This is a genomic window from Streptomyces globisporus C-1027 (assembly GCF_000261345.2).
Classification (GTDB): domain Bacteria; phylum Actinomycetota; class Actinomycetes; order Streptomycetales; family Streptomycetaceae; genus Streptomyces; species Streptomyces pakalii.
The window spans coordinates 4,336,303-4,362,447 of record NZ_CP013738.1 but is presented as its reverse complement, the minus strand read 5'-3'; the positions used below and the strand labels follow the sequence as shown (position 1 = coordinate 4,362,447).

General features: G+C 64.8%; 22 protein-coding genes and 2 pseudogenes. 6 read left to right on the top strand and 18 right to left on the bottom strand.

Annotated features, from left to right (window positions below; all coding sequences use genetic code 11):
* The first annotated feature begins 439 nt into the window (after positions 1-439).
* Positions 440-1,213 carry a GntR family transcriptional regulator gene (locus WQO_RS19085; protein WP_029182782.1) on the top strand — a complete coding sequence of 258 codons (774 nt, stop codon included), beginning with the start codon at positions 440-442 and terminating at the stop codon, positions 1,211-1,213.
* Complete coding sequence (locus WQO_RS19080; protein WP_010064773.1) at positions 1,210-1,776, top strand: GNAT family N-acetyltransferase; 567 nt, start codon at positions 1,210-1,212, stop codon at positions 1,774-1,776. The genes WQO_RS19085 and WQO_RS19080 overlap by 4 nt, the downstream gene beginning before the upstream one ends.
* A 392-nt stretch (positions 1,777-2,168) precedes the next feature.
* Here the strand turns inward: WQO_RS19080 and WQO_RS35195 are convergent, their stop codons facing one another.
* The 3 genes and pseudogenes from WQO_RS35195 to WQO_RS19075 form a co-directional block, all read right to left on the bottom strand.
* Positions 2,169-2,981 (bottom strand): ImmA/IrrE family metallo-endopeptidase, encoded by an 813-nt coding sequence (locus WQO_RS35195; RefSeq protein WP_237274221.1) that lies wholly within the window; start codon positions 2,979-2,981, stop codon positions 2,169-2,171.
* Positions 2,982-3,110: 129 nt separating this feature from the next.
* Positions 3,111-3,329: pseudogene (locus WQO_RS36860) on the bottom strand (helix-turn-helix domain-containing protein); the annotation flags it as partial.
* A 2-nt stretch (positions 3,330-3,331) separates the two neighbouring features.
* Positions 3,332-4,132, bottom strand: coding sequence for a hypothetical protein (locus WQO_RS19075; protein ID WP_029182783.1), 801 nt, complete (start codon positions 4,130-4,132; stop codon positions 3,332-3,334).
* Positions 4,133-4,517: 385 nt separating this feature from the next.
* Between WQO_RS19075 and WQO_RS19070 the strand changes: the two genes are divergently transcribed.
* Positions 4,518-5,144: a hypothetical protein gene (locus WQO_RS19070; RefSeq protein WP_010064777.1), complete on the top strand. Its 627-nt coding sequence runs from the start codon at positions 4,518-4,520 to the stop codon at positions 5,142-5,144.
* A gap of 548 nt (positions 5,145-5,692) precedes the next feature.
* Here WQO_RS19070 and WQO_RS19065 read toward each other — a convergent pair.
* The 14 genes and pseudogenes from WQO_RS19065 to WQO_RS19005 all read right to left on the bottom strand — a co-directional run bounded on the left by WQO_RS19065 (position 5,693) and on the right by WQO_RS19005 (position 16,773).
* On the bottom strand, positions 5,693-6,862 hold the full coding sequence (locus WQO_RS19065; RefSeq protein ID WP_010064778.1) for a site-specific integrase: 1,170 nt from the start codon (positions 6,860-6,862) through the stop codon (positions 5,693-5,695).
* A complete protein-coding gene (locus tag WQO_RS19060; RefSeq protein ID WP_010064779.1) occupies positions 6,862-7,044 on the bottom strand; it encodes a helix-turn-helix domain-containing protein in 183 nt (60 codons plus the stop codon). The genes WQO_RS19065 and WQO_RS19060 overlap by 1 nt, the downstream gene beginning before the upstream one ends.
* Positions 7,037-8,375: pseudogene (locus WQO_RS19055) on the bottom strand (replication initiator). The gene WQO_RS19060 and the pseudogene WQO_RS19055 overlap by 8 nt, the downstream one beginning before the upstream one ends.
* A gap of 92 nt (positions 8,376-8,467) precedes the next feature.
* A complete protein-coding gene (locus tag WQO_RS19050) occupies positions 8,468-8,737 on the bottom strand; it encodes a hypothetical protein (protein WP_010064782.1) in 270 nt (89 codons plus the stop codon).
* A 19-nt stretch (positions 8,738-8,756) separates the two neighbouring features.
* Positions 8,757-8,912: a hypothetical protein gene (locus tag WQO_RS36425; protein ID WP_010064784.1), complete on the bottom strand. Its 156-nt coding sequence runs from the start codon at positions 8,910-8,912 to the stop codon at positions 8,757-8,759.
* Between the two features lie 15 nt (positions 8,913-8,927).
* Positions 8,928-9,107, bottom strand: a complete 180-nt coding sequence (locus WQO_RS19045; RefSeq protein ID WP_010064785.1) for a mobile element transfer protein — start codon at positions 9,105-9,107, stop codon at positions 8,928-8,930.
* Between the two features lie 16 nt (positions 9,108-9,123).
* Positions 9,124-9,804, bottom strand: coding sequence for a DUF2637 domain-containing protein (locus WQO_RS19040; protein ID WP_010064786.1), 681 nt, complete (start codon positions 9,802-9,804; stop codon positions 9,124-9,126).
* 85 nt (positions 9,805-9,889) lie between these two features.
* Positions 9,890-11,254, bottom strand: coding sequence for an FtsK/SpoIIIE domain-containing protein (locus tag WQO_RS19035; RefSeq protein ID WP_010064787.1), 1,365 nt, complete (start codon positions 11,252-11,254; stop codon positions 9,890-9,892).
* A gap of 5 nt (positions 11,255-11,259) precedes the next feature.
* Positions 11,260-11,607, bottom strand: a complete 348-nt coding sequence (locus WQO_RS19030) for an SCO3933 family regulatory protein (RefSeq protein WP_010064788.1) — start codon at positions 11,605-11,607, stop codon at positions 11,260-11,262.
* Positions 11,608-11,781: 174 nt separating this feature from the next.
* Positions 11,782-12,603 carry a protein phosphatase 2C domain-containing protein gene (locus tag WQO_RS19025; protein WP_010064789.1) on the bottom strand — a complete coding sequence of 274 codons (822 nt, stop codon included), beginning with the start codon at positions 12,601-12,603 and terminating at the stop codon, positions 11,782-11,784.
* Positions 12,600-13,451, bottom strand: coding sequence for a sigma factor-like helix-turn-helix DNA-binding protein (locus WQO_RS19020; protein ID WP_010064790.1), 852 nt, complete (start codon positions 13,449-13,451; stop codon positions 12,600-12,602). The genes WQO_RS19025 and WQO_RS19020 overlap by 4 nt, the downstream gene beginning before the upstream one ends.
* 163 nt (positions 13,452-13,614) lie before the next feature.
* The gene (locus tag WQO_RS19015) at positions 13,615-14,004 is read right to left on the bottom strand and encodes an ATP-binding protein (protein ID WP_010064791.1); all 390 of its coding nucleotides are present in this window, start codon (positions 14,002-14,004) and stop codon (positions 13,615-13,617) included.
* A 95-nt stretch (positions 14,005-14,099) separates the two neighbouring features.
* Entirely contained in the window at positions 14,100-14,945 is an 846-nt protein-coding gene (locus WQO_RS19010) for a helix-turn-helix domain-containing protein (protein ID WP_079055575.1), read from the bottom strand.
* Positions 14,946-15,618: 673 nt separating this feature from the next.
* Positions 15,619-16,773 carry a DNA cytosine methyltransferase gene (locus WQO_RS19005; protein ID WP_158514068.1) on the bottom strand — a complete coding sequence of 385 codons (1,155 nt, stop codon included), beginning with the start codon at positions 16,771-16,773 and terminating at the stop codon, positions 15,619-15,621.
* 502 nt (positions 16,774-17,275) lie between these two features.
* Between WQO_RS19005 and WQO_RS19000 the strand changes: the two genes are divergently transcribed.
* Genes WQO_RS19000 through WQO_RS18990 form a run of 3 tightly spaced genes read left to right on the top strand, consistent with a single transcriptional unit; the run spans position 17,276 to position 25,586 of the window.
* Positions 17,276-19,111, top strand: a complete 1,836-nt coding sequence (locus WQO_RS19000; protein ID WP_010064796.1) for a protein kinase — start codon at positions 17,276-17,278, stop codon at positions 19,109-19,111.
* Between the two features lie 44 nt (positions 19,112-19,155).
* A complete protein-coding gene (locus WQO_RS18995; RefSeq protein ID WP_148660126.1) occupies positions 19,156-20,550 on the top strand; it encodes a hypothetical protein in 1,395 nt (464 codons plus the stop codon).
* A complete protein-coding gene (locus WQO_RS18990; RefSeq protein ID WP_010064798.1) occupies positions 20,547-25,586 on the top strand; it encodes an FtsK/SpoIIIE domain-containing protein in 5,040 nt (1,679 codons plus the stop codon). The genes WQO_RS18995 and WQO_RS18990 overlap by 4 nt, the downstream gene beginning before the upstream one ends.
* A 46-nt stretch (positions 25,587-25,632) precedes the next feature.
* Here the strand turns inward: WQO_RS18990 and WQO_RS35190 are convergent, their stop codons facing one another.
* A complete protein-coding gene (locus WQO_RS35190) occupies positions 25,633-26,130 on the bottom strand; it encodes a very short patch repair endonuclease (protein ID WP_010064799.1) in 498 nt (165 codons plus the stop codon).
* Positions 26,131-26,145 lie beyond the last annotated feature (15 nt).

The window sequence follows — 26,145 nt, the reverse complement described above, 5'->3', positions numbered from 1 at the left end:
AGAGCGGCACGTACCAGGTGGCAGCCAGGGCGTTGACCTCCAGGAATGGAGGGATGATCGCCAGGGCTGTTCTCCAGAGCCAGCACGCCTCAAAGGGGCCGCCGACGGCATCACCCGGCCGTCCGCGGGGACAGGGACTTCCACCCCGTCGAATCACTCACACACTGTTCAGTTCAGAAAGACCAGCAGCTCCCTGATGAGCGCGGTAACCCCAGACACGGGGCTCCCGCCGAAGCGGGACTCACCAAGCACTGATGCGTTCCTCCGGCTCACGAGCCGAGGAATAGCGCACAGGTGGGCACACTTGAAGGTGTTGCACCTCTTGCTCAACTTGTTGGTACAAGCTGATGCAGTGATGTTGCACCCACAGATGGTGAGGAGTCAAGTGATTGAGGAGCAGATGTACCAACAAGTTGCGCGAGTGCGTCATCATGCAGGCATGACGAAGCAACCGAAGTACCGGCAGCTAGCCGATGCCCTGCGCCGCGAGATCGACAACGGCACCTATCCGCCGGGCGCGAGGCTCCCTTCGGAGAGCGAGTTGGCTGCCCGCTTCGATGCTTCGCGCAACACTGTTCGATCGGGCTTGAGCGAGCTGGTTACCCAGGGACTCGTCGCGTCGAGCCAGGGGCTTGGGTACGAGGTGATCAAGCACGAGGTGTTCCAGCTCAATGCCTCACGCTTCGAGAACCTGAGCTTTCCCCAAATCGGGGATGCGTACAGCACCGACGTCACGAACGCCGGCCGACAGCCGTCGCAGACCTTCCGCGTTGAGATGCAGCCCGCGCCGGAGTACGTGGCCGAACGGCTAAAGGTGCCGGCTGGGGCCACCACCGTCCTTCGGTTCTGCCACCGGTTCGTTGACGACGTCCCGTGGTCCACGCAGGCGACCCACTATCCCGAGTGGTTGCTCGAGAAGGGAACGCGCCTCACGGAGCCGGGAGACATCGCAGAGGGCACGACGCGGTATCTGGCTGGCCTCGGTGTCGAACAGGTGGGCTATTTCGACGAAATCGCGACGCGGATGCCGACCCCTGATGAAGCACGCTTGTTGGAGATGGGGGCCGGGGTTCCGGTCATGCTCTGGACTCGCACTGGGTACTCAGCAACTGCGCCGATTCGGTGCACCGTGACCACGTTCCGGGGCGATCTGAACCGGATGAACTACGAGATCGGTGACGTGTCCGCCCGCAGTGAGGATGCAGTTCAGTGATCATCAAGAACGCAGAGCCGAGCGATGTCGAGAAGCTGTTGGCCTTTCGGCAGGAGGCGGCAGCTTGGCTAAGTGAGCAAGGCTCCGACCAGTGGCAGCGCCCATATCCGGCTGACCGGCTGCTCAAGACCATCGACGCAGGAACGGTGTTCATGGTGGTGGATGAGGACGCGACCGCCGCAACTATCACCCTCACTTCCGACGCCGAAGACGGTCTCTGGACACCCCGAGAGCTCGAAGAGCCGTCGATGTTCGTCAACAAGCTCACCGTGGCCCGCACGCACGCCGGACATGACCTCGGGGGCCGACTGCTCGATTGGGCCGGAGAGCGGGCGGGTAGAGCGGGCGCCGCTTGGCTCCGCCTAGATGCCTGGACGACAAACGAAGCCCTTCAGCGTTACTACCTGCGCCACGGATTTGACCACGTCCGCACCGTTCTCGAGGGAGCGGCAGTGAACGGGGGGCCGCGTGTTTCGGGCTGGCTCGCGCAGCGCCGTACGCGCCCAGCGATTCACGGATTCACAGACTTGACGGAAGGTCCGCATCCTCTGGTGAGCAGTTAAAACTGCACTCCGGGGACGCCATCATCCGTTCTCGGAGGTGGTGCCGCTGATTGCGACGCCGCAGAACAGGAGCGCGGAACTGTCTTGGTATGAGCATTACCTAACCAGCGAAGGGAAAATGAGGAAATTGATTCCCTTGCACCCTGATATTCTGCTCTCGCCGAGTGGTCCAATGATCAGGATCCGATCCGCGCCAGTTGACCACTCCCGTTCGCGCTCTGGATAACGCCCGTGAAGTGTGGCATGCAGACCCGAGTCGGCCTTTCAGGTGACCACCATCACCGCGCCGCCCCTCTTAGCCGCACGGGGTTAGAACCGGTTGGCCAACTCGCACCGCGGAAACCCCGGACCCGAGCCCGTGCAACTGCCACCCAACCACTTGCCATAGGCGCTTAACGGCGTTCTGAGAAAATCGACACGACCCCAGACGGGAGCTCCTGCACTTTTTCCTCCCGGCTGTCAATAGAAGGAAGGGGAGATCTGGAGCAGATCTGCTTAAATAGATTTATGGGGACTCGGGATTCCTCGGCTAGCGCCTGACATGAAATCCCCGAATTACTCAAAAGGGAAACCGAACCAGGGAGCAAAGATGGCTGCTCAAGAATTGGCATTACCCCTGGCTCCTGCCTGCGCCAACCCTTCGAACTAAGGAACATCATTGCATTTCGGTACGTGACATCGCTCATCTCGCCAAGCGCCCGCGACCGGTACAGGAGGGCCTGCAGGCTGACTCCCCAAGACTCTTTTAGTTGCTGCAACCTTCCCCAATTTGCCTTACCCGGCAATGAATCCGAGATCTGGTCGGCGGGCATGAGGAATTCTGCGGCGAAGCGATCGGCTTGTGCTTCAATTTTGGCCGAACCTGGCTCTGCGTCACTATGCATGACAAGATGCCCCAATTCGTGAGCCAGGTCGAACCTCTGGCGATAGTAGTCTCGCTTCGCCGGGTTCAGTACGACTACCGGTCGAGACATCCCCTCGAACGAGTATGCATCCACGCTGGCGCTTGCTGGCGCGCTGAACACGACGAGAACGCCTTCATTCTCGGCTGTGCGCACCAGGTGAGGAATCGGACCGGCCGGAATTTCCCAGGATGCTCGAAGAGTATTAGCAGCCTCCTCCGGCGAATCGCTATCGTCGCTCACTTCCAGGTTCGGAATGTGTGCGACGGGGAATTCGACGTGCCTTTCGAGGGTCGCTGCCACCTCCACCGTGGCCAGCCCGTAAGCAATCGCCTGGTCCCGAGCCAACTGTGTTGTGGACCGCAGGGATCGGAAGTGCGCTACTACATCCGAAAAGTCCAACTCCACTGGCCCTGGAAGGAAAAAGGATGGGTCGACGCCTAGGGCCAAACTTAGCTGAGCCACGGTTGCCGGGGCTGGCCGTTTCGTGTTCTTTTCGTACGAGGCGATCGCTGTGGGTGTTTTGTCGACTCTGTCGGCGAGTGCATTCTTTCGGAGGCCCGCCAACTGGCGGGCCAACCTCAAGCGTTTCCCGTCGAAGAGTTGTGACACATCACCGACCTGGACCGAGGACCGGTGACGAGAACTCATGCTCAACCACTCGTTTCGCTACTGTTTCGCTCCTTCGGCGTCTTGCGGAGGCGCACGGGAGCATCGGAGACAACTTCGTTCGGATTCGGAGTGTACGGCTGAGGCCCGAGGCCGATGGGGATGCCCCCACCTGGAGCCGGCGGGTTCGCGATGAGGTCGTACCTCCAGTGCCATGACTGGCGCAGGACGAGGTTGGGGCGCCCGAAGAACAGTTCGCGTTCCCTCAGGTCCTCATGGATGCTGTGCGCCAGCACAAAGGTATCTACGCCATCATCTTCCTCGTCGGGGAGCAACACCAAGCCTCGCGCGGGCTCTTCCAACGCCGAGAACAGGTCCATCTGGGCAGGCTCAGGGTCCGGATGAGACGCAACGCTCCGCTTAGTCGCGCTCTTTCTCGCCCAGGGGATTCTTCGGATCGAGCCGAACTCGAAGGACTGCAGGAGCCAGCGCATCGATCCGAACTGCCAACCGGGCGAGTTGTTCAGCGGGGAAGACGAAACCAACTGGGGATCGAGGCGCGGCATGGTGGCAGCGTCGTCGGGGTGCAAGCCTTCCCGAATCGCGTCCAACCCGGCTTCTGCCGGCAGGCCAGGAGGCAGCCGGTAGTCCCCGCACGAGAAGACTCGGTCCATGCGGTCGCGTATAAGCCCGTGGGCTATGTAGCCGATGGTTCCCGGCTGGTAGCCCCGACGAGGATCGTAGCCGCGCATCGTGTCTGCGTAGGCGGAAGCGACTGCCCAACAGATCCCAGCGAACACGTCAGATTTAGACAGGTCTGCGACGACCTGCTCCTGCTCTGTCATGAGGAGCACTGTAGCTGAAGTCAGTAACTCGCGCATCAAAGTGAACCGTTGGGTGCACAGCGTGGTCTCAAGTGAACCCGCGATGGGTGTTGAAAGGGTAGTAGTCGCACCCTCTGACAGTCGATGTGGTGCCTATGGCAAGGCTGAGCTCGCCTGGCACTGCGAGGGCCACGGCCTGCACGGCAAACGGATTGAGGGCCCGTATGGATCGCCCTCGGGTGCGGTAGTGCCGTCCACCCGGCGCCACGGTCGCCGTCCGACGCCCACTGGCCTACCGCCCAAGGCTCGCGGCTACTCGTCTTCGTCTAGTTCCCTCGCGGGGGCTCGCTCGCAGATTGCGCCGAACTGGTTGATGCTTCCTGTAGGCCCGGGCAGGATCCTGCCCATGAGCGCTGAGTTGACGGTCGCGTTGGTGGGGGTCGGGGGAGCGTTCGGTGGGGCCATCATCGGTGGTGTTGCTGCGATGGCCTCAGCGAGCATCACGGGGAAGCGCACCATGGAGGCAGCCACCAAGACCTATCAGGGCGCCCTGGACGTTGCACGACGGACTGCTCAACAGCAGGCGTACACGCTGCTGCTGAACGCTGCCAACAGATACGAGGAGGCAACGGAAGGTCAGATCGATGCGGCGGCAGAGCTGATTGAGGCTCTCTGCGATCGGTCGCAGGGCATCCCGTCAGAGCTCTCAGAAGCCCGGTTGCAAGCGCACCGGAACGTGGTCAGCGAAGTGCGCAGCCTCGGAGAAGTGTTGGCCGCTGTCCGAGTGGTCGGCCTTGAAGGACCCTCCATTGTCCACGAGGCAGCAAAGAGCGTTCGGGACTCGGCTAGCAACCTCGCGAGGCTTCTTGAGAGCGTGGAGGAAGTCAACCAGTTCGACAACGGGGAGTTCAACCCGATCCACCGCCCCCAATGGGCCAGGCGTCGTCACGATGCGTTGCGGTCGAGCATCGAGGATTTCGGCGTGATCGCCAGACTGAATGGCGGTTACGCAGGGAGCGGTGATGTGGAGTGACGTCTAACGGTAGTCACGAACGCACTGGCGTGGTGATGAAACCGGCCACGTGTGGAGTGCCCGACGTGCAGCCGGTCCACCGCTGTTGCTCCGTTGGCCGCTTCGCTGACGCAGGGCCACCTGTGGCGTCACGACGACCCCGGTGCACGCCGTGACTCCCGACGGCTCTCTCGTGTCGTACACCGACCCCCCTTCTCGGTCGTCGTGGCGCGAGAGTGGCGGAGTGCGCTGGCGCTCGGCTGGAACTCTAGAGCGGGTGTCGGCCCACCTGACTCTGGCCGGGCCCGGGGGCCAAACGGGGGGCCAAAGACTGCAGCCTTCCTCATACGCCCATGGACGACCGCGGACAAGGCCTTGCGTGCCAGCACATCCAAACGACAGGTACACGAGTTTATTTGAGCCACCATCGCGTTCGGGACGAAGAGGTCGTGGGTTCAAATCCCGCCACCCCGACAGCTAAGCACCAGGTCAGAGGGCCCTTACCGAATCGGTAAGGGCCCTCTGGCGTTGCTGTGTGTCTATCTGCGTGACTATCGCTTTCTGCGTGCCTACGGCTTCCGTGGGTCCGCGCCGAAGATGCCGTCCATGACGACGGCGCCCGTCTGGATCACCGGCCTGATCTGCTTCCGGTAGACCTCCTCGGTCACGGCCGTCCCCGAGTGACCGACGAGCCGCGAGATCTCCTCCAGCGGAACACCACGATCGGAGAGCAGTGACACGAAGCTGTGCCGGAGCTCCCGGGGCGTCCACTCGGCCGCGTCGACCCCGTCGACGTCCTTGAGCGCCTGGCGGAAGGCACGGCGGACGTTGGCAGCGTCGAGCGGCTTGCCGACGGCCGAGGAGAAGACGAGCCCGTGTTCCTCCCACTCGTCGTCGGCGGCGAGCCGGTCCCAGCCCTGATCCTCGTACTGCCGCCAGAGCGCATCGATACAGCGTGCTGGCAGGGCGAGCGTGCGCCGGGACTTGCGGGTCTTGGTGTCGCCACTCCGCCGGACCGACCGCCACACGGCGATGTGCGGAGGCTGCGGCGGGACCAGGTCGGGCCGTCCCTTGAGGAAGACGTGGTCCCAGGTGAGGGCCCGCAGTTCCTCGGTGCGAGCGCCGGTCAGGAGGGCGACGACGATGTAGGCGTACATCGAGGTTCCCTCAGCTCCTCGGAGAACGGCCTCGGCCTGGGCGAAGGTGAGGGCTTTCGATGGTCGCCCGGACTGCCCCTGGGGTACCGAGCACAGCTCCACGACGTTCCGCTTGACCTTGTCCCGGGCCATGGCCCGCTTGACCGCCCGGTTCAGGCAGGAGTGAAGGCCCTGGAGAGTGCGGGTGCTGAGCGTCCTGGACTTCTTGGCCAGCCAGCGGTCAACGTCCTCCGCACTGAGATCGCGGAGCTTGCGGGCGCCGAGCGACGGAATGACGTGCTTCTCGCTGAGAAGCGTGGTCGTCGCGACGGTGCTCGGGTCAAGGCCGGCCAGACCGTAGGCGAGCCAGTCCGTGACGGCGTCCTTCACGGTGTAGTTGGTCGGCGCGATGGCCAGACCATCTTCGTGATCGCGCAACACCTCCTTGAGCTTGTTCTTCGCCTCGGTCTTGGTCCTGCCACTCCCCCGCTTCACGATCCGCTTGCCGCTCGGGTCGAAGCCGAGGTTCGCCGTGGCGATCCACCGTTGCCGCTTCTCGTCCCAGTGCAGGCCGCCGTCACCGCGACTACGTCGTTTCGTCATCAGGCCGCCCGCCCCATCTCGTCCGCGATGAACTGGCGCAGGGCGACGGCAGGAATCCGGCGGCAGCGCCCGATGGTGACCGAAGGCAGGCGCCGCGTGCGGATCAGGTCGTAGACGGTGGACCGGCCGAGCCGGAGACGCTTCGTCACCTCGGCCACGGTGAGCAGTTCGTCATCACGCATGGTGGGGCTCTCCTGTCTTGTCGGGTGACTGCGGTCGTAAGGCGCTGAACAGGGCCTCGGCATCGGTCAGCCCCATTCCGGCGAAGCGCCAGTGGGAGAGGACGAGGACCGTGTCCGGCTCCGGAAGCGGGTGGCCGGCAGCGATGGCGCGTTCGCGGGTGAGGGCTTCGTTGTGGTCGGCGCGTTCCTGGCGGAGGGCGCCCAACGTGACGGAGTAGGCGCGGGATTTGGTGGAGAAGTGGCCGCGGAAGCCGAGCGCGCAAGCGGAGGTCTTCCAGTTCCGGCAGGCCACCGAGGCGCCAGCAGGTGAGGATCATGCGCCGCGCGTGGTCACTGACGTCGGCGCCGATGAGATCGGTGACGGGGTTGCGAAGGGGCCGGTCCAGGGTGCCGGTCGCGGCCTCTGCGCCCTTGGTGGCGTACTTGGCGATGTAGGCCGCGACGGCACTGCTGGTGAGGTTCGTGGTACCGGTGAAGTCGGCCGACCGGATCGGACGGATGTCGAGCTGCTCACCGAACCGGAAGGTATGGGCGCGCCCCTCCAGCACCGGCCCCGGAGCCTCGGCCAGGCGGACGGCGGACCGGATGGCGTCGGTGAGCAGCGCGGTCGTGGCCCATCCGGGCGGGGCGTCCTCGGCGCCCTCCGGGCCGTCGAGGCGGATCACGGCATGGAAGTGGACGGCTCCGCGCCGCTGGTACTCCGCGACCTTGGCGTACGAGACCTTGAGGCACTGGCCCAGGGCGGTACGCGTGATCCCCGCGCGGGCTGCGAGCTGTTGGCGCAGGTAGGTGGTGAAGCGAGCCCAGAGGGCACCTGCGTGGGCGTTCCAGAGCACGGCGGTGCGGTAGTCGTAGCGGTCAGGGTTGAGCGGCGTACCGAGGACGGGGTCCCCTTCCCTGTGCAGCCGCCCGCAGCGGCAGCGGCCGGTTCCGGGGCGGTTGTGGACAGGCCCGAAGGAGGGAGCAGTGAAAGTGGCGAAGACGAGAGGGTGATGGGCGACAGCCGGGGCGATGCCCTTTCCTCCGGTGAGACCGGCCGTGATGAGGTGGAAGGTGTCCTTGCGGTACGTCTCGGCGCAGGCCGCGCACCGGGTGGTACGGCGGTTGTTGCAACGGACGAGGAGCTGACCGGCGGGAAGTGTGGCGCTGGTGATCTCCCGTACGACTTCACCGGTCATGGCGTGGACGTCGAGGCGATGGCCTTCCAGTCGGACGGGCCGCTCGCAGCCGCCGAGGCGCTGGATCTGCCGGGCGTGAGCGCCGAGGTCGCCGTACCGGGCGAGGGTGGCCAGTTGGCGGAGCGCCCCGGCATCGGGAGCCTGGGGGTTCACGTGAGGTTCCTCCTTGATGGGGGCTGAGGCCCGCCCAAGCCGTCCAGGGGGCTAGACAGCAAGGGCGGGCCAAGGCGTCGAGAGAGCGGGGATCAGCGGCGGTCGCTCTGGAGGATCGAGCGGACGACGACGGCGCAGACGGCGACGGATGCGGCGGTGACCGCGACCGCCAGCAGCAGGGAGACCAGGACCGTGCCGACGACCAGGACCAGGGCGCCGCCGCCGGCGACCAGGGTGAGGACGCTTCCGGGAGTGAGCCGCACGGCCGGTCGAGCCGGGGCCGCCTGGAGCGGGGTCGGGACGTACGGAGCCGGGACGTGGGCGGGCGGGGTGTCCGGGGTCGGGTACTTCGGCGAGAACATACGTGGTCCCTTCTTCGGGTCAGCCGAGGAGACCGGCGACGGCGGGGGCGAGGAAGCTGTTGGCGACGAGGTAGCCGCCGAGCAGGAGCAGCACGACCAGCCACCACGGCGGGCGGGCGAGCTGGATGCCGAGGACGGCGACGACGAGCACGACGAACCAGAGCGGTACGTGCATGGGGGCGACCTCCTGTCAGGCCTTGCAGCGGTGGGTACGGGCGGCCAGTTCGGCGGCGGGGCGACTGTCGTACTCGGCGGAGAAGTCGCAGCGGGGCGCGGTACAGGCGGCGAGGTGCTGGTTGCGGCCACGGGCGAGGAACGTGGCGACCTGGACGGGGCCGATGCGACGGACGTTGCGGAAGCGCGGGGTCATGGAACGGGGTTCCTTCTCAGAGGTGGGCGGCGACGGACGGCGTCATGGATGCGGGGAGGCCGAGCCGGGTCCGTACGGTGTCGGCATCGGCCGCCCTGCCGGTGGAGGCGCGGTACTCCGCCGCCAGCGACTGGACGCGCTCCACGAGGGCGGGCGGCAGAGGCGATACGGGGACGGGAGCGGGCGTCGACTTCTCGGAGGCCTCAGCGGCGGAGAGTTGAGGAGCCGAACTGACCGGCCCCGACTCGTCGTCCACCGCCACGGCAGCGGGCGGATCCGGGGTAGGCGGCTCCGGGATCGGGTTCGTACGGACCGCCGCTGGACGGGGAGCGTGAGCGAGGAGCGTGCCGCCGAAGAAGGCGACGGCGGGCCAGCCGGCCACCACCACGCGGAGCGGGGCGGAGACGTGCTCCAGGTCGAGGAGTCCTGCCGTCGCGACGTTGGCTCCGAGGGAAGCAGCCAGGGCGATGAGGAACCAGAGACGCGGTCCTCCGGCAGGTTGTCCGGCGCGCTGCTGTTCGCGCATCCGGCGCCAGGCCGCGACAAGCAGCAGGTCGACGCTGACCGGGTAGGCCCACGCCTTCCATCCGCCCTGCCCTGCGGCTTCGGCAAGGTCGTGCAGGTGGGAGAAGGAGAGGGCTCCCGCGATGACGGCTTGCACGAGCACGGGATCGAAGCGGGCGAGGTGGGCGCGCATCGGTGCTGTTCCCTTCCGGTGCGAGGCATGGGTGGGGTAGGGACACGGCGTGAGGCGGTCACGCCGACCGTGGGGAGCGAATGAGCTAGTCGGTCACCGGTCGGGCGACGGGCCTCGTGGAGGGGACGGCCTCCACAGCGACGGTCGAGGCCGCCGGGCGGAACGCGTCGAGGCGCGGCAGTTCCGGTACCAGGCCGGAGGTGGCACGGCATACGGCCGCCGCGTCGTCCAACGTGAGGTGCGGGGAGCGGGCGCGCGACCAACCGCCGGAGGCATCACCGACGATCGCGACGCCAGGAAGGTCAGCGGGGATGGCGGTTGCGGCCAGAGCCGCTTCGGCTGAGATGTCGGCCAGTGCCATGTTCGCGGAGGACTCGTCGTTGACCCGGTGGCAGACCCGGCCGGTGAGCTGCGCCCGGAGCATGGTGGCGCCCTTGCCCAGCTCCGAGCCGAAGCGCTGACCGCACACCTCCAGATACATGCCGGCGGCACGGCCGAGCTGCGCTATGCGAATGAGCTTGGTGACCATGGCGTCCCGGCGCTTCTCGTCATCACGGTTCGCCGCGAGGAAGAGTTCGGCCACCTCGTCCACCACGACCACGACCGGCACCGGACGATCGCTGTACGGCAGCCCCCACACATCCGAGGTGAGTACGGCGTCCGCGCCGAGGACGGAGGTCATTCCGATCAGCCGGAACCGTGCCTCCATCTCGTCCAACAGGGCATCCAGCAGAGCGTTCGCCCGGTCCGGCGTATCGGCCAGCGCCGACAACCGGGGCGCGAACGGAGCCAGCTCTACACCCCACTTGCAGTCGATCCCGACGAGAACGACCGGCTGCCGGGCGAGGCCACAGAGCAGGTTGCGAAGGTAGACGGACTTCCCGGACTGCGTGGCGCCGAGGATGAGTTCATGAGGCACGGTGCGGAAGTCCCGTACGTGCCAACGACCGTCGTCCCGCAGCGCCAGCGGCAGGGACAGCAGGCCGCCGCCATCCGGCTTACGCCGAGGACGCCTCACGTCCGCGAGCACGTCCCAGCCGATCAGGCGCAGTTCGAGCCAGCCCGGACGGGTCGGGCGGATGTGGACGGCGTGCGCGGCCCAGGCGTGCCGCAGGCGGTCGGCAGAGGCGAAGAAGTCCTCCGGCGCCTGTCCGGTCGCCATGCGGAGCTTCATCACGAGGCCGGCCCCGGTCGGCCGTGGCAATGAGCGGTGCGGGGGCACGGGCGCGGCTTCCCGCCCAACGAGGCGGGCTGTGGCCCTGCGGACGGCGGAGGCCGGAACCGTCAGCCCGCAGGCGTCCATGGTGGCCCGGTAGGTCGCCAGGACGCGCAGAGCGACGATGGGAAAGCCGACGAGCCACCAGAAGGCGACCGGCGTACGACGACGCAGCACCAGCAGCGCGGCGACGGCCGCCAGGCAGAGCGTTAATGCCCATACGACGTCGGACATGGCACTCAACCCCGCGCCGAAGCAGCGGCGTTGACCATGACAGCGTCGGCCCGGTAGGCGATGCCGTGGCGCATCCGACCGCCGAACTCGCTCTCCCACGGCCGCGCGACGAGCCCGGACAGGATGACGGGCGCGCCCATCACCAGGCCCTCACCGATGCCCGGCTCCGGGACGGTCACCTTGATCATGTCCGAACCACCCTGCGCGATGAACACCAGCTCCAGCACCATGAGTCGCTGGTTCGTCGTCGGGTCGACGGCGACTTCGCCGGTCTGGCGGTCCTTCACCTTCACCTCGGGCAACTTGGTGACGAGGAGGGTGGCGGCGGAGACGTCTACGGGGATGACACGCATCTTCTGAACCTCACTGGTTGATGGAGCCGCAAGCGACTCGACGGCTGCATACCCCCCTAGACAGCGAGGGGCGACCCACCCGAACTGTCTAGGGGGGTTGACGCTCACAGTAAACCGACGCGCCATCAACTGTCTAGGGGGGTATTCAGGGTGGCGTGGCGCCGGTGCTCCGAGCTAGGCCAGCACCCAGTGCAGAACGGTGGCGTCATCATGCGCTTTACCGCGAGGCCAGCGCCGCCCGTCAGGGTCATCTGCCTCAGCCGCCCGGACGCTTCGAATCAGCTCCTCGGGCCCGGGTGAGTTGATGACGTCCAACGCCTCACGCCAGGAGGCAAGTTCGAAGCGATCCACGAGCCGTGTCGCGCCGTCGCTGAGCAGCGTCACCGAAGCCAGGGCACTCCGCGGAAGAGTGCCGGCGAAGGCGTGCTCGGCAGCCGAGGAGTCGGGCCCAGCGATCCAGAAGCCATCGGGCCGATTGCGACGGCCGGTGAGAGCGTCACGGTACTCAGCCAGTGCGCGAGCGTGTTCAGGCGTACCCGTCGGCAAGGAGTCGAGCGGCCCGCGCAGCTGCCGGCCGACCTCATCCAGACGCCGGTCACTGACTGCCGTCACGGCTCCGTCCTTGTCCGCCAGGAGGAGGGACGAGTCCCCGAGAACCAGGTACTCGACAGCTTCCGCACCGACGCGGACGGCGACGACCGTGCTGGTCGGACTGGCCCGGTGCACCAGGTCGCAAGTGTCCTCATGCAGGCGCCTGACGCGGTCGATCGCATCGGCAAGGCAGTCCGTCAGCGGCCGGGTAGGGCGCGAGGTGACACTGCTCAACAGCAGGCCGCCGAGACTCGCGGAGAACCAGGCGACGCCGTGCGAACAACCTGTCTCGGCTCCCGCGACCCCGGCGCCGTCGAGCAAGACTGCGACGCCGGGTGCAGCGGCGGCGAAGTCTTCGTTCTCGTGGTCGGCATCGGCCGCCAGCGTGGCGAGGGCCGCTCTCACACCGACGTCACCTCGTCGTGCCGGTACAGCGGGCAGAGCAGTTCGGCGGACAAAGGCTCACTGGTGTCCGGGTCGTACTCGACACCCACGAGCGTCGAGAACCGCTGATCGCCCACCTGCCCCCACAAGGTGTTCAGGTCATTGGTGAGCAGTTGCACGACGCCCAGAGAGCCTTGCGTGTGGATACCCGCGATGGCGAGGAGCGTCCCTTGTCCGTCCGGCCGTGGCAGCCTCCCGAGGTATCCGACGTCGTACGGCCGGGCCGGCGCACTGTCCTGCCCCGAGCGGTGCACGAGGCCGGTCTTCCGGTCGACCACGGTCCACGGCCCGTCTTCCGCTCGCTCCCATGCGAGGACGGGGTCCTGCGCGTACGTGTCCCACATCTCCTGGGACATGCGAGGGCCACAGACGACGACCAGGCCGTCGCGGTCGAGGTCGATCGCTCCCGTAACCGGGACGTGCTCCGAGGTCACGTCAAGCCCGTACGACCGGGCCAGCTCTTCCAGCCGCTTGCCGGAGCTGACATCGTCCACCGCGACGACCGTACGACCGCGCTCGTCGTCCCGCCGCAGCGGCGTCGCGACGGTGACACTGCCCCGGCCGAGGAACGCGCCTTCGGGGGCGGGGCCCGTATGCCGGATCTGGTGGATACGCCCGCGGCTGAGTCCCGCCTTCGCGGCGATCTGCGCGTAGGACAGCCCCTGAGCGTGTAGGTCCTGCACCACGCGACGGCGGAGACGGGCCAGCTCGGTCACCTCCTGCTGCGCGTCGGCCAACCGCGTCGTGACCTCACGCAGGAGCAGATACGGATCATCAATGGCCACGATGCGCCGCAACTCGTCCGACATGACCTCACCTCCTAGCCCGTGCCAGGAGTCTAGCCCTCTAGACAAAACGGGCGGGAGGCGCCGTCCCGTACGAACGCTGACCACGTAGAACCCGCTACGCCTCCGAGGCACACCCCGAGGGCTCACCGCCGACCGCTCAGCGCGCCGAGGGGGAAGTACGCAATCACGCGCTCCCCCGCGCCAGGTCCGCCCACACGGAGCGCCGGTCAGCCGAGTTCACGACTCCCCAGTCCTTGGCGCACCCCGCGACCAGCGAGAGACCGCGACCGCCTTCCTCCTGATCAGTCGCCTCACACAGACGCGGTTCGCACTCAGCGCCCTGGTCGATCACCTCGATCCGCACGAGATCGTCCCCGAAACCGACGACCACCAGGAACCATCCGCCGTCCGCTCCGCTCAGGGAGTGCCGGACCGCGTTCGTCGCCAGTTCGCTCACGACCAGAACGGCGTCATCGACAGGGGCATGGCCTTCCACCAGGGAAGCCACGAAGTGACGGGCCTCGGCCACCTCCCCGGCCAGACCAGGGAAAGCACGGCACCACTCGGTACGCATGAACACTCCTCGCCATCGTCTAGGGGACTAGACATCCCGAAGGCAGAGTATTCCCATGCGCAAGCTCAAGCCAGGCATTTTGAGGAATTATTCCTCTATGAGTGGGCGGCCGGACCCAAACCCTGGAACTCCTTCATCACACGCAACAGGAGTTCCCTCGCTTCACCACCGAAGACCGCCGCGCCCTTGAAGCGCTCGAACTCCTCCTCGTACGTGACTAGTTCGCCCGAATCGACGGTCACCCGCTCGCGGTCGAAGGTCTCAATCACCACGGCTTCTTGGTCGCACAGGGTGAACCCATGCCGAGGCATCAGCGGCATTGGCCGACGCCAGGGGACGATGCCGAGGCGGACCGTGGTGAGGCTCTCAACGGCCAACAGCCGATCGAACTGGGCGAGCATCAGGTCCGGCGTTCCCGGCCAGGTCCGCAGTACGGCTTCGGTGATCACGAAGACCGACTCCCGCTGCGGCTCGTACAGCACGCTCTGCCGCTCCACCCGAGCAGCGACCGCACTTCCCACGGCTTCCGGAGTGGCGTTCGGCGCGCTGCTGAACACGTGCCGGGCGTACTCGGCGCTCTGCAACATGGCCGGCAGAACCACGCACTGGAACGAACGCACCAGCTGAGCCGAGCGCACGGCGTCATCAACGGTCAGGCCGAGAGGCGGGGTGGCCACTGCCGCCCGGTCCGAGGCGCTCTCAACGGCGGTCAAGAGATCCCGCACCTCACGCGAGGTGGCCTCATCGAGAAGGAGGGCGCGGGCCAGGCGCTCCAGCACATCGGAGCTGGGGACCATGCGCCCGTTCTCCACCTTGGACACGGTGGGCTGCCCGACCCCGGCCTCCTGGGCCAACGCTGCACCAGACAGGCCGGCCTCAGCACGCAATGCCCGAAGACGCGCACCTAGCACCTTCATCCGCTCCTGCCGCTCACTCCCCATACCCAGGGTTCTACACCACAGGGCGGAAACGACGCCCAGGCCGGCGAGAGCAGCGGCCTCAAAGGCCCGCCATGATTCAAACTTTCTCTACTGGTTCAAGGCGGATCGCTCCGCTCCCCGCGCGCGGCCCGGCCCCCGGCCGGGCCTGCGCTCCTGTCTCCGCCCCGCTCCAGCCCGGCCGGCGCCCGTGCCGCGCTCACAGCATGCAGCCACCTGATACCAGAGAAGGGGTACGCCGTGGCTGGGGCCGTCGGCTCCACGGCTTTACGGAGCCACTTTGGCGCGAGCCTCGAAGATCATGGCCCCAACGTCGTGCTTTAGCGGGCAGGTCCACAGACTGCCCGACGCGCCGGAAGCTTACGGGGCCATGATCACTCGCGCCAAAGCAGCGCCACCCCAAAGCCGCTCCGCCGCCCTCGCTTGTGAATTTAGCGCCAAGGGCTGCCTGCGTAGGTGGCGCTACTCGAATGGATCGCTCCAGCTCTGGTGGACTAGTGAAAGAGCTCACTAAAACTTCGTCGTGCACTACGCGCTGACCGCGCAGGAGCAGCCGAGGAGCTCATCGGGCTCGCAACGAGAGCTGCAAGCCAACCACGGCAAGGGATCTGATGAACCACCAGCCGGCGATTCGCCAATCGCGAATGCCCTCGGGTGGAGTCAACCCGTTGCAGGCTCAGCAGGCGAGGTCGACTGCGGCAGCGGCAGCGGCAGCGAAGTCGTCCTCAAGCTGCAGGGAAGCGTCATCTTTCACCAGCAGTACCTCAGCGTCGAAGAGCTTGGAGGTCAGCGCCTCAGTGAGGGGCGGAGGTACAGCGTTGCCGATGATTACCTGAACCTCGGTGCGAGTCAGCTCGTAGCGAGGCTTCATCCTTTCATCGACGAACTTGAAATAGTCCGGAAAACCCTGGATACGCGCGGCCTCGTGGGCGGTCAGACACCGCGGAACTTCAGGGTGGACAAAGCGTCCGCGACCCATCGTAGCGAAACCGCTGGTAATAGTCTGAGCCGGACGGTCCCACCACAAGCGACCATACATCGAGGTGTAATTGTGCTCGCCCTGATGACACTCAGGGCGTTCTTCGTTCGGCAGGTTGTGCTCGTCGTTCTCGAAGAGATACTTCATACGCCGCTGGTTATCCGCGTTGGGGACGGCAGCCTCATCAAAGAATGACTTCGGTCGGACGTCGAGCAGGTCACCGATCGCCCAACGCAAGTCATGGGCTGCGGCTTTGTGATCTTCGACCTGCAGCAGGTCGGCAGCCGAGAAGCCAAAAGGTAGCGCGTCTTCGCGGATAGCCAGCAGTATGTGGCGTTTGCGTGTCTGAGCAACCCCGAGCTTCAGCAGGTCAATACGACTGGTGGCAACGTCATATCCAAGCTTTCTAAGGTGAACGATGGCGCGGGAAACCACCTGCTGCTTGTCATTGACAACGGCCAGCACGTTCTCAATGACTACCGCCCGAGGGCGCAGAACCTCTGCGGCACGAGCCATACGCAGGTACAGCCGGTTCTTGGGATCATCTCGGCGAGTGTGATTATTGAGGTTACTGTGCCCCTGACACGGCGGTCCGCCGATCAAGAGTCCGACCTCACCCACCGTTGACCGCGTCGCAATCTCCTGAGTAGTCAACGATGCGCCGAGGTCGCCGTCGAAGTAGGACTCAACGCTTCCCTCTTGGACGTTGGCCTTAGGAAAGTTGGCCTTGAAGACCTTGGTGGGAGCCGCCTCGAAGTCAACCGCGAGACGAACGTCAAGCGAGACGTCGCGCTTGTGAGCTGCCTGGGCAACACCCAGGGTTAGGCCACCGCAGCCCGCGAAGAGGTCCACGACTCGCAGGGAGCCGACGCCCTCCTCAAACTTCGGCCGCCGCTTAGCCTGCAGGGGGTACTGCTTACCCACGCGTGCCCCCCATCTGCCCTTGCTTGTAGAACCGGCGGAACGAGCGGTCATGGTACTCGATCAAGGATGAAGGCGTGCGGTAGACCGGTAGGTCGGTGGCGCCCGACGTGCCGATCACGACGCGTCTAGGCCCTGTATGCCAGCATCACGAGCGCCCTGAACCATCTCGGCATCGGCCCTCACCTGCGGCACTATTGCTGGCTCGGCGTCAGTAGGTCCCGCAACCCCGGCCGGTCTTGCACGAATCGCGGTCAGCGTCGAGTGCCTCAGCGCCGGCCTCAGCAATCCGGGACCCTCAAGGGCCCCACCCACTCCCCCGCTGGCGAGTCAGACGTACTTCAGCCTCCGGCACCGCATTTGATCGACCGTCAGCAACGTTGCCAGCTAAAATTCTTCAGCGCTCACTGCCCGGTCGACGAAGGACAGCAGCATGCCGCTCGAGGTCAACAAGCACGTCCAACGGATACGTCGCTACCAGCCGTTCGATGTCGACGCCTCGGAGATGATCTACGAGCAGGCGGACCAGGCGGACCGGACACAGTCGCCGTACCCCGTGGTGACGCTGGAGTACTTGGTGAGCGCCATCGAGCAACCAACCGTGAAGACCATCGTCCTCACCGGGGACGCCGGGCACGGCAAGACGAGCCTGTGCGCCAACCTACTGGCCGAGCTGAGGATGGGTGGCGAAACGGTCCCATCAGATGTCCGAAGGACAGTCTTCAGCGAGTTGCTCAAGGACGGTGACGCCGGTCGCCCTGTTGCCCTGACCCGTAGCGGGCGCCCGCTTTACATACTCAGGGATCTCAGCGAGCTAAGCCTTCAGGCGGGCGCCCAGAAGCTCGTGGAGCTGCTTGACCCCCCGGGCAATGGGGTTGCGATCATCTGCGCAAACGAGGGCCAGCTGCGTAAGTGCGTTGCCGAAGACGACCTCAACCGCAGCGGCACGGGGCGCGCCAAGATCTTGGTGAAGACCCTTACAGATGGCATTGCTCGTGGGCAGGTCAGCGACCCCGAAGGCGCAGTCACTGTCATCAACCTCAACTACCAGTCCGTAGCGGCTGACGGTCGCACTGGTGGTTTTGTCCCCTGGGTTCTGAGGCAGTGGACGACCCCACAATGGTCGCGGTGGAAGGCCTGTGAGACGTGTGATGCACGTGAGGTCTGCCCGATTCTAGCCAATCGTAACGAGTTGAACGATGCCACTCACGGGCCTCAGCGCCGGGCCGCGGTCCGGGAACTGTTCGCTGCCGCCGAGCGCGCCGGAGCTGTTGTTACGACTCGTCAGGCGCTCTCGGTTACCAGTTACATGATCACTGGTGGGCTGTCCTGTGAGAACGTCCACGCCAAGTACCAGCGGTCGCACTCCAACAGGTTGTGGCAAGCACCTCACCTGTACCACCAGGCGCTCTTCGGCGATCAGTTGACCCCGCAACAGCGTCATCGTGTTCCTGCATTCCTCACGCTACGCAAGCTGGACCCGGGCAAGGTCTCTCGTCGCCAGGTTGACGACCGTCTCGATCCGGATACAGCCGGCCGTTTTCCTCCGGGGGACCCCAAAAGTTACCTGCAGAAGGCCCGTACGACCCGGGACTCGCAGAAGCAGGCCGAACAGCTGAGGGGCTTGTACACGTTCCTGCGCCGTGCCGACTTCTTCAACAGCATCGACAGCAAGGACCGGTTTGCCCGCATGGGCTTGCAGGCCGGCGACGACTTCGTCACTGTCCAGAACGACAGAGGGTACCTGGCTGACACCTCGGTGCGCGACCGTTTCCTCAAGGGCTTGGAAGCCGTCCAGGGTATCCACCGCCCCGGAAGCAACCCTGACTTCCTCGTGCTCGACCCGGCCTTCTTTGCTCAACGCGCCCGCGCGGCCGTCATCTCCCGACGGGTGTCCAGCAAGAACGTCGAGGTGGTCGACCAGGTCACCCAGTGGCAGAAGGAAGGCCAAACGGGCGACATTCCGGGCATGCGGAATGCAGTCGAGTGGCTCAACCGCTCCATCTTCATCCGGATCCCGGCCGTCACTCCTGGCCAGGGGGCAGTTTCGGTCGAAGTAGATCTTCTGCGCTTCGAGTTGCTGACACGGTGGGCCGCAGGGCTGCGTAGCGAGACGCAACACGAGGCCGAGATCCGCGGGCTGACCGGGTCTCTCGCAGATCTGGCTGACTCCTTGAACAAGGACGACGAGATCCAGGTCCTCGTGGGCAACGTCATGAGAAAGCTCATGATCGACGTCGGTGACAAGATCAGGTCGGTGCGGGCGTAATGGCTGACCGTTCTAAGTCAGAGGTCGTCCGCCGCCTCTTCGGGGTGAATCTTGAGCAGCAGGGCCGAGGCTTCTACGTCCCGCTGGAGATGCTCGCGATCGCCCGCGGCGTCTACCTGGCACATGAGGAAGACCCCGAGAAGCACGCGGGGCTCCTGGATGCCGGAGACCGGATCGCCTACAAAAGGACCTCGCACGACCTGGCTCGGCGGATCGCTACCAGGGCCCCCATTGTTGAGGGAGACGAAGAACTCAGCAAGGCGGTCGAGCTGGACTCGCCCGAGACGTTGGAGACGCTCCACGCCCTGTTCTCTTCTCTGTTGGTCGAAATTCCGGGACGCCGCAGTCAGCCCAACTGGTTCGGGGCGCACATCTATCCGTTCGTGGGTGAACTCATCCACTACGACGCAGTCGAGCGACCAATCGTCCAACGCGGCGCCACCCCTAAGAAGAAGGAGCAGGCCAGGAAGCTACCGGCCAAGGTCAAGGCGAAGGCTCCGAGCATTGAGCGTTATCTTTTCCGCGGCCCTGGGGGCTGGGCCTACAAGGTCCTGCGTACTGACCCTGATCCTGACCGCAAGGAAGCGACCCGGCAGGGCCTTGATGACCTCGTTCGGGACAGCGGCACCCCTCTTGGCAGCCTCGCAAAGGCACTCAGCGCCCATGACTTCGACTACGACGAAGAGCCCTACGAAGACGATTCAGAGAGAGACATTGACCTGTACGAGGACCTCAGCCCGTGGCCTGGCCTGCTGAGGATTGGGGCTCGTAACATCGTCGCCCGGACTACGACACCCCGGGCCAAGCGCACCGAGAGCCTCATGCACTGGGTCCCCTATTGCTTGGCTCGCCACCAGCTACGCCTCGCACGCGCGAAGTTGGGCCTCACCGATGGCGAGTCGATCCTCTTGGACTTCGGCAACGAGGCAACCCCGCTGCGCAGCGTGTCGCAGAAGAACCTCACCAGCTTCCGCAACGACATCGCCAACGCGATCAACGTCCAGGCCCGGGAAATGATCAACGAAGCCGAAGGCGACGAGGCTAAGAAGGGCCGCTACGAGCGATTCACCAAGGAGACCGGCAACGCCTTCGCATCGCCTCGAGCGTTCTTCAGTGAAACCCTCGCCGCTGTGGGAGCCCTGAACGCGACGGCCGGGCGCCGGCACTTCACCATGAAGCCACCGATGCTTGAGGCCCTGGTGTCTGCCACCATCCCGCAGGGCACAGAGATGGAGTTCGACCAGTTCTGTGCGCTGATGTACACGAACTACGGTCTGGTGACGGAGAAAACGGTCGCAGCTGTGAGCCCGTTGGTCCATGAGGTCGACCCATCGGTCTTTGAACACAACGGCAAGGCCTTCCGCGACAAGCTGGCCGCTATCGGTCTGCTCACTCAGTATTCAGACGCAACCAGCATGGTACGAGGAGAGCCCCGTTGACCGACAGCAGCACCCGAGCGCTTGGCCGGTTCATCGCCGATGAAGCACTACGCAAGGTCATTGAGACCAGCGGCGCCCGTGTCGGTCTGCGTATCAGCGGGTTCGATCCGCCGACCGTAACCGAGGCCCTCCGTCACACTGCCCAGAGGCTGTCCGAGTCGCCGGAACTTCAGGTTGTAGTCAAGGTAGGCACGTCGGAACAGATCGATGGCGTACCGGATGATTTCCTGCTGGATCGGGGGGACCAGCTGACCAAGTGGCGAAATTCCGGGCAGGGCAGCGCGGTGCTGCTGTTCGAGTGGGGGCAGTCTCCGGACGCAGAGGGCCTGGCAGCCATGAGCGCTCTTGACGACGCCCCAATCCTCGGCGACCACCACGACACCTCCAGCGAGCGTGGATTCGACAGGTTTATGGCGGATGTATGGCGGGAGGCAGGTGGCAGCGGAACCGTTCCGGCCGTGATGGCCGGCTCCCTACCCGAGATCTGGCGTGCCGTCACCGATGAAGATCCCCTGTCGTTGCACCGCTGGGCTGCTTTCCTCGTCGAGACGGCGCAGAAGGTCGTCGCAACTCAAGTCCACACACCGGACGTCGTCTGTACCGAGATTTCTGCAGCCTTGCCCGCTCTCGGCCTCTTCCCGGACCGGAGCCTTTTTGCCAAGCCTGCCGCACTGCCCGCCCGGATCAAGAAAAACGTATGCGTCAGTGCTTTCAAGCAGCCCACCGGCAAGGAAATCACCGCGGACGACCTGATAGACCGCATTGACTCGGCTGAGTTCAGCGAGGAATCTCTGGAACACATCGGTGCGGATTCAGAGGCTGTCAAAACGCGCATGCGCGACCTCGTACTCAATCACCGTGGGCCTGCCCTCCAGGATCGTCGTCAACTGCGCAGTGGGCTGGACCTGACCCTTTGGCTTGAGGTCTTCGAGCAGAAGTCCAAGAAGATTGGCCTTGGCCAGCAGGTTAAGCAGGAGATCTTGAGGGCTGCCGCGGACCGGGTCGACGACTTCGACGCGATGATGATCGAAGAAGCGCTTGACCGCGGAGACCAGGAGTCCGCCCAGCGCTTTCTTGACGAGACACCCGCCGGTGGCGCTGAACCGCTAGCCGACCTGCTGTCCAAGCGTTCACGCCGCAAAGTTGAGAAACTCGCTTTCCCAGACTCTCAGTTCGTCCAGGACCCACTGCGTGCCCTGCTGCGCGAACTGACCTACTTCTCCGACGAAGAAGAAGGCTCCGTCGTCGTCCGACTTGAAGGAAACCAGGAAGCCGGGAGGTGGAGCCGCTGGTTGTTCGCCTTCCTGTACGCACGCACCCTGCAGGACATCCAGGACTCGACCAGCCTCCGTCTCACTCTAGAGGTCCAAGACTGCCTGCTGGATGTGACCAAGCCGTCCCTACCGGATAATCAAGAAACCCAAGAGCCATTCGAGCTAAATATCGAGTGGGCGCCGTTGCGCTTCCTGGTCGAAATGGACGAAGCCGCCCAGCGACGCTTTCGCTGGGACCCCATGGGCATCCCCGGTCAGATAGCGCTGGCAGCTCTCATCAGCAACTGTCAAAACCCCCCTGCCCACGCCAGCAATCTGACCTTCGACACCTTCCTTGAGAATTTCAACGACCCCAGACAGTGGCAGACCGACGAACCGGCTCCTGCCCCTGATACCCATTTCGCCGGTCGGCTGGACCGCCTCAAGCGCAAGCACTTCGAGCGATTCTCCCAAGGGCTCGACGCCACGAACATCGGCGAATACGTGCGCGAGTGGGAAGACATCCTCCGCGAAGCCCGCACCACCCTGGTTCCCGACAACGCTCCGGATGCAGACCTCGAGGCAGTCGTGCTTGCCGACGTCGTTGAGCTGGCCGATCACCGCATGATGATGTTGGCCACCCACCCATTGAAACTGCGATGGCTGGCAAGGAACTACGCAGAGACCTCCAACAGCATTGAGATTGCCCTCAACAAAGAGGGTGGCTTGAGTCTCAACCAAGAGAACGAGGATCTCTTCTTCGACGCTATTGACCGCATCTCTCCACACGGAACACCGGCGGTCCTCGTCGGGCCGCGCGGCACGATCGCCATCCCGATGCGGGAATCGGCCGGCCATGAGGAATACGCACCGGTCCGTCGCGGCGGCAACGAGTCCAAGGAATGGCTCTCCAGTGTCGACGAGGCCGCGATCGACGAGATGGTCCGCGTCATCACCGACTACCTGACGACTTACCCCCACAAGCTTGACGGCCTACGCGTACTGCTTTTGGACCGCAACGGCGACCCTGTACTGCCCGTGCGCGTAGCCAAGCAGGTACGGACCAAGAATCCCCGTCTGAAAGTTGATCTGGTGGTCCTGGCTCCCCAGGCCACCCATCACGAGATCATCCAGGGATTCGACCTGCAGTTCTCTGGCGCGGAGATGTCCGAGGACAGCTTCCTGCCCGACGTTCAACTCATCCTGCAGGCATGGGAGCCCGACCAGACAACGGACCTGTCCGGGCTGCGAGGCACCATTGACCTCGCCCTGGCTCCGGCGCTGTTCGGCACCCAGACCAGCATCAAGGAAAGCACTAAGAAGGAATCCTTGTCGGGCTCCTTCAACCCCTGGAAGCACCCGGCATCACACAACCTGGCGCAGACCAGCGAGAACGTTGTGAAAGCGCTGTTGCCCGAAACCGCCGACGAGACTCTTGAGTCCTGGTCCACCTTGTGCGTGCGCTACGACCGCAGTTCCCCGGTCTCCCGGGAGAGTGTCGACGGCATCGACTACTTCGAGATGCAGGTGCAATTCCACCAGCATCAGGATTTGTTCGCCGAACTGCACAGCGTGGCCCACTGGGTCGTCACCCTTGACAGTTTCATTGGCCGTGAGCAGATCGATGCCCTGCGTAACCGCCCAGACGTCATCCTCGTCAAGCCGAGTGTCGGCAAGAACGAGTCGTACACCCTCATCGTCAGCTCACAGACTGGCAAGCAGTTCGTCGTCCAACGACTACGACGCCGCCTGGAGCAAATCGGCGTCGTCACTCCGCAGGACTCTGAAAGCACCGCTCGGCGAATCTACGAGGTTGGCCGCAACGTGGCTCCTGGCGCCGTGCTGCGCTCCCTCGGCATCGGCACCACGGTCAACGAAGTTGTCGGCCTAGTGGCCACGCGGTTTGTCATAGACCAGCAGTTTCCCATCCCTCAGCAGGGCACGAGCCTGATCACCTGGATCAGCTTCGACGAGCACCACCGGTGGTTCGGTCGCGGACACAAAACCCGTGCCGATCTGGGGCGATTCATACTGACGGTCCAGGACGACGGCGTCGTTCGCCTGGATGTCCTGGTCGCCGAGTCCAAGTTCCGCCAGACCTTCGACGTCGGCTCAGCGGAAGAACAGCTCAACCGCACCACCGACCTGTGCAAGGATGCCTTCCGCTCGGGCGGCGAAGCTCGCCACGACCGCCCCTTCTGGCTGGACGAGCTGGCCGCCGCAATCGCTCAGACCAGCGGAAACGCCCTACGGGCCGCAGACCTTCCAGCGCGCACCACGATCGGCAAGGACGACCATCGCCAGGTCGAAGCGAAGGTCCTAGACGCCCTGCGCTCTGCGGATGTTCAACTCGGTCAAGTCTCCGGCGTTGCCGTGGCCATCTCAGCCGAGGACGACCAGCCGGCTCCGGCGGTCAACGCCTTCGGCAGGCACACCCTGGTGAGACTGAACAAACGCGAGCTGTTGAATCTCATCGGCGCTCTGCGCGCCAATCAGGACCCGACAGATGCCGACCACCTCGTTGCCTCCTGGAACCTAAGTGAACCCGCGAAGATCCCCCACGTGGTCGCCAACCCCACCTCAGGCACTTCCTCCGAACTCTTCGCCCAGGAAGAGCAGGCAGCACCTGCCGAGGCTGCCGTAGCGACTGCCCGAACGCCCATACCAAGCAGAACAGTTGCCGGTGGCATCGGAGCAGCGGACGATCTTGACAACCTGAATAGTCACCGCGGTGGGCTCGGCGAGGAGGAGTTGAGACTTCGATACAACAAAGTTCTCGACGTCTTCCATCGCCACAAGGTTGGAGTCACCGCTCCAGAGAACGGCAAGTGGCAGGAGGGTCCCGGCTTTTACATCTTTCGGTTCATCCCCGATCCTGGGGTCACCGTAGACAAGCTAACCAACCGACGCGACGAGATATTTCTGGCCCTGGCACTCCCCTCCGGGTTCAGCATTCGTACCCGCAGCGACCGCGGCTCCGTGCTCTTCGAGATCCCCAAGATCGACGACGAGAAATACGGGGTCGATGCAACCGCGCTGTGGCAGCAGTGCCCGGCCACTCCCGAGAGCCTCATCACCCCCCTGGGCGCAGATATCGAAGGCAATCCGGTCACCATCGATCTGTCCTCCGCGGACTCGCCGCACTTGTTGGTGGCGGGCACTACCGGATCAGGAAAGTCTGTCGCGCTGGACACAATCCTCAAGGGCTTGGTCCGGTATGACGAGAGCACCTTGCGACTCCGCCTCGTCGACCCCAAGGGCACCGAGCTTGTGGACTTCGAGGACGACCCTCACCTTGATGGCGAGATCGGTATGGATGCCGCCGACGCCATCGAGATTCTTGAGGAGACTGTCGAAGAGATGACCGTGCGCTATAGGGACATGAAGGCGATCCGCACCCGCAAACTCGTCGAGTACAACGCCAAGGTCGACAAAGCGGACCGAAAGCCTTGGATCGTCATTGTCCTGGACGAATACGCCGACCTCACCAGCGATCCCGAAGAGAAGAAGAAAATCGAAGCACTACTCAAGCGCCTGACGCAGAAGGCACGCGCCGCCGGCATCCATGTCATCGCTGCCACGCAGCGTCCGAGCGCGGATGTTATCTCGACGACCATCCGGTCCAACTTCCCCGCACAACTCGCGCTGAGGGTCAAGACCGCGACTGACAGCCGCATCATCCTGGATGAGACCGGCGCCGAAGCTCTGGCCGGGCAGGGCGACGCCTTCCTGCACACGGCTAAGGGCACCGTGCGGCTGCAGGTGGCCTATGACGGGAGCTGACCAGGCGGCTCGTCACGGCTGACCTCGGCCGCCATCGACGCGGCGGTCACGACGCCCTTCTCGGACGATTCGAGGCCTCCGCCCGCCGGGCGGCCACTGTCTCAATGACAGTAGTGGCACACGCTTGCGGTTCGAGGTGCTCCCAGAAGCGGAGCACCAGCCAGCCTGCCTCCGCAAGGCGGTTGTCCGTGTCTCTGTCCCTCTGGATGTTCCGGCTGATCTTGTCTTTCCAGTACGGCCGGTTCGTCCTGGGCATCACGAAGTGGTCCGGGCAGCCGTGCCAAAAGCAGCCATCGATGAAGACGGCCACCTTCACCGGGCGGAAGACCATGTCAGCCGTGCGACGCATCTTCGGGAGAGGCTTTGCGGCCACCCGGTAGCGCAGTCCAGCGGCATGGACAAACGAGCGGAGGAGCCGCTCGGGTGCGGTATCGCGATGCCGGTTGCCGAGCATGCTCCGCCTGTTCGCGGCCGATGACGCCCACGACCCCTCCGGCGGTGTCCACTCCGCGGCCGGTGTTTCTGGTTGTCGTTGTTCGCTCATATCTCCAGCAACTTA